Source organism: Edaphobacter aggregans DSM 19364 (assembly GCF_000745965.1).
In the GTDB taxonomy this organism is placed as follows: domain Bacteria; phylum Acidobacteriota; class Terriglobia; order Terriglobales; family Acidobacteriaceae; genus Edaphobacter; species Edaphobacter aggregans.
Genome location: NZ_JQKI01000024.1, coordinates 24601 through 40046, shown reverse-complemented (window position 1 = coordinate 40046; position 15446 = coordinate 24601). Strand labels below are relative to the sequence as shown.

Genomic DNA, 15446 nt, shown 5'->3' with positions numbered 1-15446 from the left:
TGAGACTTTGACCAAAGATGGATTTTATTTTTTCAATAAAAAGACGCAGAGCAGGCAACTCAAACTGCGAGACAGAAAAAGGACCAGAGTTTGATGACCCAGTGACAAGCTCCCTTACACGCGAAGGGTAGTGTCTTTCCAGCGAGCCGTGCCTGGGTCGCTGGAAAGGTAACCAGACGCATGAAGAAGCAGAGCAGTCCTACGTTGAGTTCACTCAATCGCCGCTCTTTTATGAAAGGTGGATTGGTGACTGGTGGTGCCGTTGCAATGGGTGCCGGGATGTTGAGCAATAGCAAAGCGGCTTTAGGGGAGGGGTTCGATCGCAATCTGGATCGTGGAGATGCGGCCATTCTTCGATTCCTGGCTGCAGCCGAGTTGGTCGAGGCCGATCTGTGGGGCCAGTATGCCGAGTTGGGCGGTGTCGCAAACGGTACGCCCAATGCTTACCAGAATGCCTTCATGAATCTGGATGGCGATGGACCACAATACATCACGAGCAATACTTTGGATGAGGTCAGTCACGCCGATTTTTTGAACGCGTACCTTGCTTCCAAGGGAGAGTCGCCGGTTAATCTGGATGCGTTTCGAACGCTGCAAGGCAGCAAGGCGACGGGCGCGCAGAACATTGGGCGTCTGACAAACCTGATGCATCTGACTGTGGATACGAGTTGGTACACGCGGTATCGCAGCACGACCAACCCGGACCTTGGTGCGACGTTTCCTCAGGCACTGAACATAACGAATCGATCGGCGATTCCAGTGACAGATGCCGACTTCGACAATCCGACGCACATTCAGGCGATTGCAGATATCGCGGCGTTTCACTTCGGCTCGATCGAGCAGGGTGGCACGAGCTTGTACGCGGCGTTGAGCCAGAAGGTGACAGGTGCCCAGGCGCTCGAAATTACGCTGGGCATTGGCGGAAGTGAGATAGCGCACTTTCTGGAGTGGGTGGATTTTGCGGGCAACGCTGTGCAGGGGCCACCGATTACGGATCAGGGTTTGACGTTCCCTGACTTCAACGATCCGCCAAATCCGCAGCTGCAGACGAACCTGATCTTCCCGATCCCCTGCGAGTTTATCAACGCCAATCTGCCGAAGTGCGCTGTGATTCGTCCGCTGACGGATCAATTTGCGGGTGCTCAGGCAGCCGTGCAGAGCCTGACTGCCAGCGGGTTGTTTAGTGGTCAGTCGAAGGATTTTTTTGCGACTCTGGGGCAGCTTGCTGAGCAGGCCGATGCCGCGCGGCGCTTGCCTTAGCGTGACATTAGCCCTCCGTGACCTGAGGGGCTCTGAGCTACCGGAAGAAGATTTTCCAGCGGCTCAGAGCCCCGTTTTCCTGATGCTAGTTTCGGGTACGTGGACTGGGTGGCCCACATCTGATCGAAGCGCCAGGAGTCGGGTGCCCCATATCTGGCGGGTCTTATCGCCAGATGTGGGCCAATCGCGCGGAGGTGCGATCCGCTTCTTCGGCTTTGTTGCGAGATAGAATCCATCCATGCCATTGGGTCTCAGGCGTTTTCAACTTGAGGGCGACGACCAATGTATCACCTTCAGTTGTTATCGCCGGCAAGCTTACCTCGCGACGTCAGATGCGAAAGACATCTTCCTAGACTCTCTTGAACTCATACGCCGCCACTACCTCTTTGAGGTGCTGGGCTATGTTGTGATGCCCGAGCACGTTCATCTTCTCGTCAGCGAGCCGCCCGATGAGGAGATTCCTCGCTCGAAGGCTCTCCAGGCCCTCAAGATTTCTGTCTCAAGACGCCTTGATGCAAGGCCGTTCTGGCAGAGGTGTATTACGACTTCAATGTCTTTACCCATGACAAGCGGGTGGAGAAGCTGAAGTACATGCACCGCGACCCGGTCGCGCGAGGGTTGGTCGAGCAGCCTGAGGAGTGGAGGTGGTCCAGTTACCGGCACTACCTTCTCGATGAACCTGGCCCGGTGCAGATAACAAGACTTTGACGGAAGATGGATCGCGCTGCGCGCGATGGCCCACATCTGGCGATAAGGCCGCCAGATATGGGGCACCCGATTGTGGCACTTCGGTCAGATGTGGGCCACCCAGTCCCATCAGAACCCTTTAGATATTAGTTGTGAAAGGGTGCCAGACTTCACGTAACAACCTTAGGTGGCCAGCAAGGAAATTCGGCGTAGATATTGGTGCCGCACGTCAGCCCGGGGCTGTGGTCAAGTATCGAGTCAAAATCGGCGGTGAATACTACATATAGATGTGATGGAAAACGGATTTCTAGGTGTTGTACGGTTGGATCATGGGAGCCGGCGGGAACAATTCGGCCGATGATGAGAGCCTGAGGCTTCGACGAATTGTCGATTCGACTCCTGCGCTTATCCACACAGCCCGACCGGATGGCTACCTCGATTTCTTGAATCAGACGTGGATCGACTTTTTCGGACAACCGATCGAGAAGCTGTTGGGATGGGAATGGACTTCCTTTATTCATCCAGAAGATGTCGAAGCTTTCGTACAGAAGTGGCGGGAGTCGATCGCCACGGGAGAGTGCTTTGAGGGAGTAGCGCGAGTGCGGCGGGCTGATGGGGAATATCGCTGGATGGTGCACCACAAACTCGCGATGCGTGACGAACATCGAGAAATTATCAAGTGGTATGGATCGAGTGTCGATGTCGATAAGCGAAAGCGCGCCGCTATAACGAAGGTAAAGCGGGCAGAGGAGAGAATCCAGCAAAGCGAGAGGGAGCTTCGGACCATCGTTGAGACGATACCCGCCATCGTGGGGACCGCTTTGCCTGACGGATCGGTCGATTTCATCAGCCAAAGTTGGGCGGATTACACCGGGCTTTCCAGAGAACAGGGGCTGTGCTCGGGCTGGAAGCAGGGCTCGGGCTGGGCGAGTGCAGTACATCCCGACGACCGTGATCGCTCGACGGCCAGTCTTCAGGCCGCATTGACCACCGGAACTTCCTCGGATCAGGAGATACGCCTTAGACGCGCAGATGGAACCTACCGATGGTTCTTGAGTCGCAATTTCCCTCTGCGCGACGACGAGGGAAATATCATTAAGTGGTACGGGGTTCTCTTCGATATCGACGACCGGAAACGGGCTGAGGACCATCTTCGCGATACCCGCATCAAGCTGAGCAGGGCGTCAAGGATAGCCACCGTAGCTGAGCTCTCAGCCTCGATCGCTCACGAGCTCAACCAGCCGCTTATGGCCGTGTTTTTAAATGCTCAGGCTGCAAAGCGCTGGCTGGCAGCGAATCCGCCAAATCTGGTGCAAACAAACACCTCGATTGATCGAATATTGAGAGATGCTCGTGCAGCCGATGAGGCTATGCAACACATTCGAGCGCTCTTCAAACAGGAGTCCTTTGATAAGACGGAAGCAAGTATCCCTGAAATCATGGCTGAGGCCGTTCGCCTCGTTCAGGAGGATCCAAACAAGCGTGAAATCCCAATTGACAGAGACTTTGATGAGAATCTCCCCAACGTCTCTGTAGATCCGATACAGATCCAACAGGTATTCATCAATTTAATCTCGAACGCTATCGAAGCAATGGAGGATAGCAGACTCACTTCGCTTGCTAAGGTTCGGGCAGCCGTAACAGATCAGAACGAGGTGCTGATACAAGTGATCGACAACGGGCCGGGAGTCGATGATCCGGAAAGGATTTTCGAACCTTTCTTGACTACGAAGGAAAAGGGTATGGGGATCGGTTTGGCAGTATCGCGCTCAATCGTCGAGGCCCATGGTGGCCGCATATGGGCTGAGAATAACCCGGGTGGCGGCGCAACGTTCTGCGTAGTTTTACCTTTATCCTTCTTGAGTCCCGATCGATTGGACTTTCAACGTTTGCTTGAACCGAACACGCCCTAACTCGACTTTTGCGGATGCTACCAGCCGCGGGTCTGGAGGAGTTCGGACTCTTCGAGGGCGGCGGCGGCGAGCCCTTTCATGGTCCCGATGACCTGCTCGGAGGCATCGGCGACGATCTTGGGGTCGTTGAAGTGGGTGGTGGCGGTGACGATGGCCTTGGCGCGGGAGACGGCTTCTTCGCGTTCCTTGGGGTTGTTTTCGACGTCGAGAGGAGTGGCGCGCTCCTTCATGAAGATTCCGGAGCCGACGAAGACGGCCTCGGCGCCGAGCTGCATCATGAGGGCGGCGTCGGCGGGGGTGGCGATTCCGCCGGCGGAGAAGTTGGGGACGGGGAGCTTGCCGGCCTGGGCGACCATGCGGATGATCTCGTAGGGTGCCTGGTGGACCTTGGCGGCGTTGTAGAGCTCGGCGTCGTCGAGGACGGTGAGGGCGCGCATCTCGCGGACGATCTGGCGCATGTGCTGGACGGCGTGGACGACGTCGCCGGTTCCGGCCTCGCCCTTGGTGCGGATCATGGCTGCGCCTTCGGCGATGCGGCGGCAGGCTTCGCCGAGGTTGCGGGCTCCGCAGACGAAGGGCGTGGTGAAGGCGTGCTTGTCGATGTGGAAGGTCTCGTCGGCGGGGGTGAGGACCTCGGACTCGTCGATGAAGTCGACGCCGAGCTCCTGGAGGATCTGGGCCTCGGCGAAGTGGCCGATGCGGGCCTTGGCCATGACGGGGATGGAGACGGCTCCGATGATCTGCTTGATGAGCTTTGGATTGGCCATGCGGGCGACGCCGCCTTCGGCGCGGATCATGGCGGGGACACGCTCGAGGGCCATGACGGAGGTGGCGCCGGCCTCTTCGGCGATGCGCGCCTGCTCGACGTTCATGACGTCCATGATGACTCCACCTTTGAGCATCTCGGCCAGGCCGGTCTTGAGGCGGAGGGAGGTGGATCCGAGATTGCCGTTTGAGGTGTGGTCAGACATGAGAGTTCTCCTTGCGAGCCGCGGTACGTAGTTAGATTGCGAGGGCGTTTGCCGCGAAAGGTTAAAGTTTAGCAGCTTTGTTAGCGGGAGATGAAGAGCTGAGTTTTTGTTAATCAGCTGGGAGCGCCCAGAGTTATTTGCAGAAAATTCAAATTCAATTGAAGCGCGCAGCGGGGGGTCGGGCGGAGGATTTGCGTAAGTGGCGGTGTGCGCACATCGCCTGGAGGGGTGATGGGCGCTGAGCTGACGATTGTGATTCCGGCGAAGAATGAGTCGGAGATGCTGCCGAGGCTGCTGGGCTCGCTGGCCAGGCAGGACTTCGAGGGGATGTCGGAGACACGGGTGATCGTGGCGGACGCTGGCTCGACGGACGGGACGGTGGAGGTGGCGCTGAGCTTCCAAGACCGATTGCGCGTGGAGGTGATCGAGGGCGGGCTGCCTTCGGTGGGGCGGAATGCGGGCGCGCGGCTGGCGACGACTCCTTATGTGCTGTTTCTGGACGCGGACGTGGAGTTGCCGGAGCCGACGCTGCTGCGGCGGGCGCTGTGGAGGATGCGGAGGAGACGACTGCACCTGGTGACGACGAATATCGCGTGCCGGGAGGGGAGCTTCTTCGACGATGCGCTTTATATGGGGAACAACTTCATGCAGCGGGTGGGGTCGGTGCTGAAGCCGTTTGCGACGGGGATGTTCATGCTGTTTGATCGCGAGGCGTTCTGGGCGCTGGGTGGGTTCAACGAGCGCGCGCTGTTTGCGGAAGACTATCTGCTGTCAAAGGGTGTGGCGCGGACGCGGTTCCGGATTGTGCGGGGGAAGGTGCTGACGACGAACCGCAGATTTCAAAAGCTGGGGCATGGGCGCATGGTCTGGATGTTCTTCAAGACGATGCTGCATAGCTGGAACGATAAGTACTTTCTGCGGGACCAGGGGTACTGGGAGGAGTCGGAGGTTTAGTCTTCGGGGCCGGTGAAGCCTGCGGCGGCGAGCATAGCTTTGTCGATGATGATGAAGAGGCCTTTGGCGCGGGCGAGGACCTGGCCTTCGGGGGATTGGATTTCGGCCTGGTGGAAGAGCTTGCGGCCCTCGCGGCTGAGGTGGCGGCTGGTGAGGGTGAGGGGCTGGTAGAGCGGGACGGGGCGGAGGTAGTCGACCTCCATGTGGCGGGTCATGGCGAGGACGTTGAGGGGGCGGTTGAGCTTGCTCATGGCCTCGTCTAGCAGCGTGGCGACGATGCCGCCGTGGATGTGGCCGGGCGGGCCTTCGTGGAGGCGATCGAGTTGGAAGTGGCAGGTCGCGATGGGGTTGGCGGGATCGCTGGTGTCGGTTGTGAAGATGAGGTGGAGGCCCTGGGGGTTGGCGGGACCGCAGCCGAAGCAGTGGCTGGCGCGCTCGTCGATGGTGGGGGTGGTTCCGTTCATGGAGGCGGGAGTGTGGCGGGTTGTGTCGGGCGTGGCCATTGATTGCGACGGTAGCACACGGCGAGGGCACAAGTGAATAGTGATTCAGTCGGTGCTACTCGGTGCAGATCTCGAGGATGCTGGGGCCGAACTTTTCGGCTTTTTCCAGGGAGACGCCGTCGATCATCTTGAGTTCGGTGAGGGTGCGGGGGCGCTCGATGGCGATGCTGCGGAGGGTGGAGGTTCCGAGGACGAAGAATTGAGGGAGGCCGAGACGCTCGGCTTCGGTGGCTCGCCAAGCGCGGAGGCGAGTGTCCAGGAGTTGTTGGTCGGGGGTTAGTGTGGGTGCAGCGGGCTGTGGGCTCTGTGCGGTAGCTGGTTTGATGTGGTGTTCGGAGATTTCGTCTACTTGTTGAGTTCCGTGGCCGGTTCGGCGAAATACAGGGGTCACTCCACTGCGTGCTTCGCGCTTCGGTCGAGATGATGGCTTCGATGGGGAGGCGTGATTCGAGAAATCGGTGATCTCTTCGCCTCGGCAGATGGCGATGACCGCGGCGCCGTAGCGGTCGGATTTTTCGGGGCCTATTCCGGAGATGCGTTGCAGTTCGGCGAGGGTGGTGGGGTGGGCTTGAACGATGTTGTTGAGGACGGCGTCGCTGAAGACGATGAAGGCTGGTTTGCCGGTTTTTGCGGCTTCGGCTTTGCGCCATGTGCGGAGGCGTTGTTCTAGGGCTTGTTGTTCGGACGTCAGTGGTAGAGAAGCGGGTCTCTCTGCTGCGGCCCTACGGGCCTCCGGTCGAGATGACACTTCGGAGGAGCTGCGGCTGCAACGAGAGTTGTTGGCTTGCTTGCTGCGGGTCTTCGTCGCGCCTGATGTTTGGTCTTCGTTGGGTAGGAGGACTGTGAGGTCTTCGCTTTCGTCGCGGTTGCGGCCTTCGTGGGTGAGGGCGGCTCGTTTGAAGTTGATGACGTTGCCCTCGGAGTTGGTGAAGGTGTCGGTGGTGAGGGTGAGGAGTCCGGCGCGGGTTAGGGCGTTGAGGTAGGTGTCGAAGGTCTTGCGGTCGATGCCGAGGGCAAGGTCGGTGTGGAGCTTGCCGGTGGCGCGTGGGGACGCACCGTCAAGGGTGCGAAGGATGGCGCGGAGGTGGCGGTCCTCTTGTTGCGTGGGCTGGCGGAAGGTCTGGGCGGTGGCCCGCTCGGGGGAGCAGAAGTCGCAGTGGCCGCAGGGACGGAGGCCGTCGGCGGTGTCGCCGAAGTGCTGGATGAGAGCGGTCATGCGGCACTGCGGGGTCTCGGCGAAGCGGGCCATCTGGTCGATCTGGGAGCGGCGGAAGGCTAGCTGGCGGTCGTAGCCGGACTGCCAGGATTGGTTCTCGGTGGCGCGGAGATTACCGGCGATGTCGAAGGCGGCGGCGCCCTGGGCTACGAGCTTTTCGGCGGTGCGGTCGAAGGTCTCGACGTCCATGCGGAGATGTTCGCGGAGGATCTCGGGTTCTTGAAAATCTTGCGTGAGGACGCGGGCGAGGCGGGCTAGCTCGGTGGGGGCGGGGTAGTCGCGTTCGAGGAAGAAGTCGTGCATCTTGCGGTCGGCGAAGGAGTGGAGGAGCACGGTGCGCGAGGGGAGGCCGTCGCGTCCGGCGCGGCCGATCTCCTGGTAGTAGGCCTCGACAGAGCCGGGGAGCGCGATGTGGATGACGGTGCGGACGTTGGCCTTGTCGATGCCCATGCCGAAGGCGATGGTGGCGACGACGACCTCGAGCGATCCGGAGAGGAAGTGGCGCTGGACGCGCTCGCGTGTGGCGGGGTCGAGGCCGGCGTGATAGGCGGCGGCTCCGCGACCGAGTTGCGAGGCGAGCTCTTCGGCTGCTTTGCGCGAGGGGGCGTAGACGATGGCGGGGCGGGACTCGGCGGACTTGAGGAGGTCGATCGCGAACTGGTTGCGGCGCGGCTTCGACATCTCGACGACCTCGATGGCGAGGTTGTGGCGGCGGAAGCCGTGGATAAAGAGCGCGGGTGAGTCGAGGCGGAGTTGGGTGGCGATGTCTTTTTGGACAGTGGGGGTTGCGGTGGCGGTGAGGGCGATGACGGGCGCGGGGCGCAGGGATGGAAGGTGATCGCCGAGGGTGCGATAGTCGGGGCGAAAGTCGTGGCCCCATTGCGAGATGCAGTGCGCCTCGTCGATGGCGATTAGCGCGGGCTTGCGCTTGGCGAGCATCTGGGGGAAGCCGGGGACGCGCATGCGCTCGGGGGCGATGAAGAGGAATTGCAGTGTTCCGTCGAGGTAGTCGCGGCAGGCTTGGCGGGCCTCGTCGCGCGAGAGGCCGGAATGGATGCGGGCGACGCGGAGGCCGATGGCGGAGAGCTTGGCGGCCTGGTCGTCCATGAGGGCGATGAGCGGGGAGATGACGAGCGCGGTGCCGCCGCGGGCGATGGCGGGAAGCTGATAGCAGAGGGATTTTCCGGCTCCGGTGGGCATGACGAGCAGGACGTCGCGGCCGTCGGTGGCGGCGCGGCAGACGGCCTCCTGATTGGCGCGGAAGGCGGGGAAGCCGAAGGTCCTGTGGAGGAGATCGGAGAGGGAAGATGATTCCATAGGCCTTGGGTGATCTTCGCATATTGTTTGCCTGGAATAGAGTTTGATGGGATGGCGCGGAACAAGCTGAGGTACGTTGCGCGTGCGTGGAAGGGATTGTGCGAGGGATGCTGGCGGTTGGCCGCCGGTGTAGGCTAGGATGCCGGATATGACGTTACATTCTGGCGAATCATTCTGCCTTGTGGAGAATCTGAATAGGCGTGAGTCGATGAGGAGCTCGATATGCTACTGATTTCGATATGGGCGGTCGTTGCGCTTGGCGTCCTCCTGTTTGTGGCGTGGAGGGTTTGGGTCGTGAAGAAGCGGCGCGAGCTGTTCCAGCACTGCATCGAGCCGGATGAACTGCATGAGCTGCTGGAGCCGGAGCCGAAGGTGATGGTCTTCGATGTACGTCAGCCGCTGGATGTTCTGGCTTACTCGGAGATAATTCCGGGGGCGAAGAGGATCGCGCCGAAAGAGGTGCTGAAGAATCCGGCGGTGATTCCGAAGGAGCAGGATGTGGTGATCTACTGCACGTGCCCGGGCGAGAAGACGAGCTGGGAGATTCTGCGGCGGGCGAAGAATCTTCAGTACACGCGGATCAAGCTGCTGCATGGCGGGCTGGCGGCCTGGAAGGCGAAGGGGTACGCCGTGGAGCGGTATATGGACTCGTTCCGGCTGGATACGGTTTGAAGAGTCTTTTCCTATCGGGACAGCGTCGTCGGCACCGGCGAACTACTGAGCTGCGCTCAGAATGACGTCCCAATAAAGTATTCGCGATAAAGTATTCGCGCCGCCATGAATTTCCTGGCGGCGCTAAATTTTGGCGGCTTAGGCCATGAGCTTGTCGATGGTGATGGGGAAGTCGCGGACGCGTTTGCCGGTTGCGTTGTAGACGGCGTTGGCGACGGCGGCGGCGGCTCCGGTGATGCCGATCTCGCCGATGCCGCGGGCGCCGAGCGGGGAGAAGCGGTAGTCGGGGATGTTGAGGCAGGCGACGTCGATCTCGCCTACGTCGGCGTTGACGGGGACGTGGTACTCGGCGATGTTGCGGTTGACGGTGAGGCCGTGGGTGGGATCGATGTGCGCCTCTTCGTGGAGGGCGAAGCCAATTCCCCAGGCGATGCCGCCCTGGAGTTGATTGATGCCGGTCTTCCTGTTCATCAGGGTTCCGATGTCGTAGGTTCCGACGACGCGGCGGACCTGCACCGTGCGGGTGTCGGCGTCGACGGCGACCTCGGCGAAGACGGCTCCCCAGGAGTGGGAGCTGAAGGTGCTGCGGTCCTTGGCGGGCTCGGCGGTGGCGGTGGCTTCGATGGGAGTGCCGCTGCGGGAGAGGAGTGCGGCGAAGGGCTCGGATTTCGTGGGGAAGGATTTGGTAAAGAGGACGCCGTCGCGGGTCGAGACGGATTCGGTGTTGGCGAGGTGCAGCGGCGAAGCGGAGTCGTTGCAGGCGAGGTTGATGAGCTTCTGCTTGACGTCGAGCGCGGCCTGGTAGACGGCGGGGCAGACGGAGGCGGCGGTTTGCGAGCCACCGGAGCCTCCGGAGCGAGGCAGGGTGGAGTCGCCGAGTTCAACGTCGACGAGTGATGGATCGACGCCGAGGGCCATGGCGGCCGCCTGCGCCATGATGGTGTAGGTTCCTGTGCCGAGGTCCTGGGTTCCGCAACCGACGTAGACGCGGCCGCTGGGAAGGATCCGGACGATGGCGGTGGAGTTGGAGCGATTCGCCCCGTAGGTGGCGGTGGCCATGCCGAAGCCGATGAGCTTATTGCCTTCGCGGACCTGTCCGGGAGTGGGCTTGCGGCGAGCCCAGTTGAAGCGCTCGGCGGCGTCGGCATAGCACTCGCGGAGGTGCTTGCTGGACCAGGGGAGCTTCTTGCCGGGATCTTCTTCGGCGTAGTTGGCGAGGCGTAGCTGGATGGGGTCCATGTTGAGCTTCTCGGCCAGTTCGTCGAGCGCGACCTCGAAGGCGAGGGTTCCGGTGGCCTCGCCGGGGGCGCGCTGGAAGGTTCCCATGCCGAGGTTCATCTCGACGAGGCGGTGATTGGTGGAGAGGGTCTCACTCGCGTAGAGCATGTTGGTCTGGTTGGCGGAGCCCTCGACGAAGTCGGCGAACATGGAGGCGTAGAGGGTGACGTCGTGCTGGGTGGCGAGGAGCTTGCCGGTGGCATCTGCGCCCAGCTTGATGTGCTGGCGCGTGTTGGGGCGGGAGCCGACGGGGCCGAACATCTGCTCGCGGGTGATGGCGATCTTGACGGGGCGCTGGACGACTTTGGCGGCCATGGCGGCGAGCAGGACGTGCGACCAGACGGAGCCCTTGCAGCCAAACCCGCCACCGACGAAGGGACATTCGACGTGGACGTCGTTGGGCTGGAGGCCGAAGGCGTGGGCTAGGTTCTGGCGCTCGCCGGTGATGCCCTGGGTGGAGTCGTAGACGCTGAGCTTTCCGTTCTCCCACGAGGCAATAGTGGCGTGCGGCTCCATGGGGTTGTGGTTCTGGATGGGAGTGGTGTAGATCTGGTCGACGGTGACGGCGGCCTTGGCGAAGGCGGCGTCGACGTCGCCGCGGCGGTTGGCTCCGGGAGGCAGGGGACTGGTTCCGGGCTCCCAGGCTACGCCGTTGCGCTTGGGCGGGCGCGACTCGGAGATGAGGGCGTCGAAGTCAAGGCGCGCGGGAGTGGGGTTGTAGTTGACGCGCAACAGCGTGGCTGCGTGGATGGCTTCGGGTAGCGAGCGCGCGACGACGACGGCGATGGGCTGGCCGTTGTAGAGGACGCGGTTGTCCTGAAGGACGTTGACGTTGTTATTGGGCGTGACCTTGGGAGCGCTAAAAGGCGTCATGACGGCGAGGACGCCGGATGCGTGCCTGGCTGCGGCGTCGTCGATGGAGGCGACGGTGCCGGAGGGGATGGTGCTCTGGACGATGTAGCCGTGGACGACGTCCTTGACGGGAAACTCGGCGGCGTACTTGGCGGCGCCTGTGACCTTGAGGCGGCCGTCATAGCGGTGGTCGAGCTGCTTGGCGTTCTGCTTGGTCTCTTCGTCGAGGTTGATCATGCCTGTACTCCTTGTGCGGCGAGGGTGAGGGCGCGCACGATGCTCGTCTTTGCGAGCTCGACTTTGAAGGCGTTGTACTGGTAGGTCTTCGCGCCGGCGACGGCGAGGTCGGCGGCCTTGTGGAAGGTCTCGACGGTCGCGGGTGCGCCGACGAGGGCCTTCTCGGCTTCGGCGGAGCGCCAGGGCTTGGGTGCGACGCCTCCGAGGGCGAGGCCTGCGGACTGGATGGTGGAGCCATCGAGCTCGAGGCCGGCGGCTACGGAGACGAGTGCGAAGGCGTAGCTTTGGCGGTCGCGGACCTTGAGGTAGCAGGAGTGCTTCGCGAATCGGGAGGGGGGAAGCTCGACGGAAGTGATTAGTTCGTCGGGCTTGAGGGCGGTCTCGATGTGCGGCGTGGTGCCGGGGAGAAGGTGGAAGTCGCGCAGCGCAATGGAGCGCTTGCCCTTGGGGCCCTGGACATGGACGGTGGCGTTGAGGGCGGCGAGGGCGACGTTCATGTCTGAGGGATTTGTGGCAATGCAATTGGCGGTATCCGAATCGCCGTCGGCGCTTGTCCCGAGGATGGCGTGGATGCGGTTGAAGCCTTTGAGGGCGGAGCAGCCGGAGCCGGGGTTGCGCTTGTTGCACTCGGTGTAGGCGGTGTCGTTGAAGTAGTAGCAGCGGGTTCGCTGGAGAAGATTGCCTCCGGTAGTGGCCATGTTGCGGAGCTGCGCGGAGGCTCCGGAGAGGATGGCTTGAGAGAGCAATGGATAGTTCGTGCGGATGGTCTGGTGATTGGCGAGGTCGCTGTTGCGGACTCCAGCTCCGACAGTGGTGGTGCCGTCCGAGGCGGAGGTGATCTGGGTGAAGCTGAGGTGGTTGATGTCGACGAGCGTAGTGGGGTGCTCGACGTCATACTTCATCAGGTCGATGAGGTTGGTTCCTCCGCCGAGGAACTTGGCTCCGCGGGTGGCGGCGACGACGTGGATTGCCTCTTCGGGGGCGGTGGCTCGCTGGTAGTGAAAGGGGTTCATGAGCGTGCTCCCTGGGCCGCGGCGCGAACCGCGGCGATGATGTTGGGGTAGGCGGCGCAGCGGCAGATGTTGCCGCTCATGCGCTCGCGGATCTCGTTGTCGCTGAGCTGCGGGCTGGTGGTCTGACCGGTCTGGAAGGAGACCTGGCTCAGGTCGCCGCGGCGGCACTCCTCGAGGAGGGCGACGGCGGAGCAGATCTGGCCGGGGGTGCAGTAGCCGCACTGGAAGCCGTCGTGCTCGAGGAAGGCGGCCTGGACGGGGTGGAGTTCGTCGCCGTGGGCGAGGCCTTCAATGGTGGTGATCTCTGAGCCCTGGGCGACGGCGGCGAGGGTGAGACAGGAGTTAACGCGGCGGCCGTCGACGAGCACGGTGCAGGCTCCGCACTGGCCGTGGTCGCAGCCCTTCTTGGTGCCGGTGAGCGAGAGATACTCGCGCAGGGCGTCGAGCAGGGTGGTGCGGGTGTCGACGGTGAGGGCGTGCTGCTTGCCGTTGATCTTGAGGGCGAGCGAGATGGTTTGGGGCGCGGTGGCGGCGGCGACGCGGGCCTTTTCGGCGGCGGCGACGCGGGGCAGGCCAGAGGCGACGCCGGCCGAGAGGATGCCGGCGGTCTTTACGAAGGTCCGGCGGGAGAACTCGAGGTCGGAGAGGGTGTCGGGGGAGGGGGCGTCGGGCGGGGCTTCGCAGGGGGCGTGGCTCTGATGCAGATTGTCCTGCTGCTGAAGCTCTTTGGTACCGGAGGTTTCGGAGAGGAGAGTACTCATGGGCGTCCTCGAAGGGGTTCGGTCAGGCAGATCTCGGTCAGACAGATCATAGCTCCGCAGCTAAGTGGTTGACCACTAAGATTTTTGTAGATAGGGTTCGCGTTTCGCATGGTGAAAAACTGCCGATCCGCGGATAGAAGTCCGTGATGACAAAGACGAAGCTGACAGTATGATAGTTGCAGCGACGGCGTGGCGGCCTGACTGGTCCCATCAGCTCAGAAAACAAAATCCCAGGAGTATGACTTGAACGTTTGGACGAGATTGCGCCCAGCGGCGGCGATAGTTTTGGCGATGGCAGTGACGGCGGGGGCACAGACTCCTGAGGGGCAGGCCAAGGGGCCGGAGGAGAAGGAGCAGGCGAAGGCAGACGCCGGGATTCCGGTTCCGCCGGAGTCCTCTTCGGTGACGAAGCACGACCTGACGCTGGGCGGGCAGGTGATTCACTACACGGCGACGGCGGGCAACCTGCTGATTCGGGACGAGCAGGATAAGCCGAATGCCAGCATCTTCTACGTGGCGTATACCCAGGATGGAGCGGATGCGAAGTCGCGGCCGGTGACCTTCTTTTACAACGGCGGGCCGGGAGCGGCGACGATCTGGCTGCACATGGGGTCGTTCGGGCCAGTGCGCGTGATCACGCAGAGTCCGGAGGCCTCGGTTCCGGCGCCGTTCAACCTGGTGACGAACGAGTACAGCCTTCTGGACAAGAGCGACCTGGTGTTTATCGACGCTCCGCTGTGCGGCTTTTCGCGAGCGGTGGGCAAGGGAACGGTGAAGGACTTCGCCGGAACCGATCAGGACATTGCGGCGTTCCGGAAGTTTATTGAGCGCTACATTACGGCGAACCAGAGGTGGAACTCTCCAAAATTTCTGTTTGGGGAGTCGTATGGGACGACGCGGTCGGCGGGGTTGGTGTCCGCGCTGCAGGGCGATGGCGTCTCGTTCAACGGCGTGGTGCTGCTGTCGTCGATATTGAACTACAACGTTCGGAATCCGGGCTATGACACGGAGGCTGTGGGATATCTGCCCTCGTTCGCTGCGATTGGGTACTACTACAAGAAGGTAAAGGCGACGGGTACGATGGCCGAGTGGGTCGAGCAGGCGCGAGAGTTTGCGCGCGGACCGTACGCGCAGGCATTGCAGCAAGGCGACCGGCTGCCGCAGGCGCAGTTCGATGCGATTGCGGCACAGGTCGCGGCGCTGACGGGCCTGAAGGTGGAGTACGTGAAGGAGGCGAAGCTGCGGGTGTCGGCCTCGCGGTTCCGCAAGGAGTTGCTGCGGGATGACGACCGTACGCTGGGGCGCTACGACGCACGGTTTATGGGCTGGGACTTCGATGCCGCGGGAGAGTCGCCGGGGTCGGATCCGTCGGACACGGGGATTGCTGGTACTTACGTGGGGGCGTTTCACGATTACATTCAGCGTGAGCTGAAGTATATGAGTCAGGAGCCGTACTACACGTCGGGGCCGGGCGTGAATCAGACCTGGGACTTCAAGCACAAGTCGGCGGGGAGCGGCGGGCGAGGGGAGCAGTCGAATCCCGACACGGCGGTGGACCTGGCGGATACGATCCGGAAAAACCCGAGGCTGCGAGTGTTTTCAGCCAATGGATACTTCGACCTGGCGACTCCGTTCTTTGCCACGGAGTACGACCTGAACCACATGAGCCTTCCGGAGAAGCTGGTGGGTAATGTGGAGTATGGTTACTATCCGGCGGGTCACATGGTCTATCTGAACGTGGAAGCGCTGAAACAGATGAAGAGGGATATGGCGAGGTTCTACGCGTCGGCACTGCACAACTGAGGCAGGTGA

At 61.8% G+C, this 15446-nt stretch carries 13 protein-coding genes; 7 read left to right on the top strand and 6 right to left on the bottom strand.

Going from position 1 to position 15446, the window contains the following annotated elements; genetic code table 11:
* Positions 1-180: 180 nt before the first annotated feature.
* The 4 genes from Q363_RS12265 (at position 181) to Q363_RS12255 (ending at position 3860) form a co-directional block, all read left to right on the top strand.
* Entirely contained in the window at positions 181-1260 is a 1080-nt protein-coding gene (locus Q363_RS12265; RefSeq protein WP_035350454.1) for a twin-arginine translocation signal domain-containing protein, read from the top strand.
* Positions 1261-1498: 238 nt separating this feature from the next.
* On the top strand, positions 1499-1846 hold the full coding sequence (locus Q363_RS12260) for a transposase (protein WP_051978695.1): 348 nt from the start codon (positions 1499-1501) through the stop codon (positions 1844-1846).
* Positions 1795-1968 (top strand): hypothetical protein, encoded by a 174-nt coding sequence (locus Q363_RS44015; protein WP_245632185.1) that lies wholly within the window; start codon positions 1795-1797, stop codon positions 1966-1968. Before Q363_RS12260 ends, Q363_RS44015 begins: the two co-directional genes overlap by 52 nt.
* Positions 1969-2276: 308 nt before the next feature.
* The gene (locus Q363_RS12255) at positions 2277-3860 is read left to right on the top strand and encodes a sensor histidine kinase (RefSeq protein ID WP_051978694.1); all 1584 of its coding nucleotides are present in this window, start codon (positions 2277-2279) and stop codon (positions 3858-3860) included.
* 17 nt (positions 3861-3877) lie between these two features.
* Here the strand turns inward: Q363_RS12255 and pdxS are convergent, their stop codons facing one another.
* Positions 3878-4831: a pyridoxal 5'-phosphate synthase lyase subunit PdxS gene (gene pdxS / locus Q363_RS12250; protein WP_035350453.1), complete on the bottom strand. Its 954-nt coding sequence runs from the start codon at positions 4829-4831 to the stop codon at positions 3878-3880.
* A gap of 231 nt (positions 4832-5062) precedes the next feature.
* Between pdxS and Q363_RS12245 the strand changes: the two genes are divergently transcribed.
* Positions 5063-5785, top strand: a complete 723-nt coding sequence (locus tag Q363_RS12245; protein WP_084080282.1) for a glycosyltransferase — start codon at positions 5063-5065, stop codon at positions 5783-5785.
* On the opposite strand, the gene Q363_RS12240 is transcribed toward Q363_RS12245, so the two are convergent.
* Together Q363_RS12240 and Q363_RS12235 are read right to left on the bottom strand one after the other, a co-directional pair.
* Positions 5782-6288 (bottom strand): PaaI family thioesterase, encoded by a 507-nt coding sequence (locus Q363_RS12240; RefSeq protein WP_035350452.1) that lies wholly within the window; start codon positions 6286-6288, stop codon positions 5782-5784. The two genes, Q363_RS12245 and Q363_RS12240, sit on opposite strands and share 4 nt — an antisense overlap.
* 55 nt (positions 6289-6343) lie before the next feature.
* Positions 6344-8821, bottom strand: coding sequence for a RecQ family ATP-dependent DNA helicase (locus tag Q363_RS12235; RefSeq protein WP_035350450.1), 2478 nt, complete (start codon positions 8819-8821; stop codon positions 6344-6346).
* Positions 8822-9043: 222 nt separating this feature from the next.
* Here Q363_RS12235 and Q363_RS12230 point away from each other — a divergent pair, with 222 nt between their 5' ends.
* Entirely contained in the window at positions 9044-9493 is a 450-nt protein-coding gene (locus Q363_RS12230; protein ID WP_035350449.1) for a rhodanese-like domain-containing protein, read from the top strand.
* Positions 9494-9631: 138 nt separating this feature from the next.
* On the opposite strand, the gene Q363_RS12225 is transcribed toward Q363_RS12230, so the two are convergent.
* The 3 genes from Q363_RS12225 to Q363_RS12215 are packed head-to-tail and all read right to left on the bottom strand — an operon-like array spanning position 9632 to position 13634.
* Positions 9632-11860, bottom strand: a complete 2229-nt coding sequence (locus Q363_RS12225; protein WP_035350448.1) for a xanthine dehydrogenase family protein molybdopterin-binding subunit — start codon at positions 11858-11860, stop codon at positions 9632-9634.
* Complete coding sequence (locus Q363_RS12220) at positions 11857-12873, bottom strand: FAD binding domain-containing protein (protein WP_035350446.1); 1017 nt, start codon at positions 12871-12873, stop codon at positions 11857-11859. The genes Q363_RS12225 and Q363_RS12220 overlap by 4 nt, the downstream gene beginning before the upstream one ends.
* Positions 12870-13634 (bottom strand): 2Fe-2S iron-sulfur cluster-binding protein, encoded by a 765-nt coding sequence (locus Q363_RS12215; protein WP_084080280.1) that lies wholly within the window; start codon positions 13632-13634, stop codon positions 12870-12872. The genes Q363_RS12220 and Q363_RS12215 overlap by 4 nt, the downstream gene beginning before the upstream one ends.
* Before the next feature lie 243 nt (positions 13635-13877).
* Between Q363_RS12215 and Q363_RS12210 the strand changes: the two genes are divergently transcribed.
* The gene (locus Q363_RS12210; RefSeq protein WP_245632179.1) at positions 13878-15437 is read left to right on the top strand and encodes a S10 family peptidase; all 1560 of its coding nucleotides are present in this window, start codon (positions 13878-13880) and stop codon (positions 15435-15437) included.
* Positions 15438-15446 lie beyond the last annotated feature (9 nt).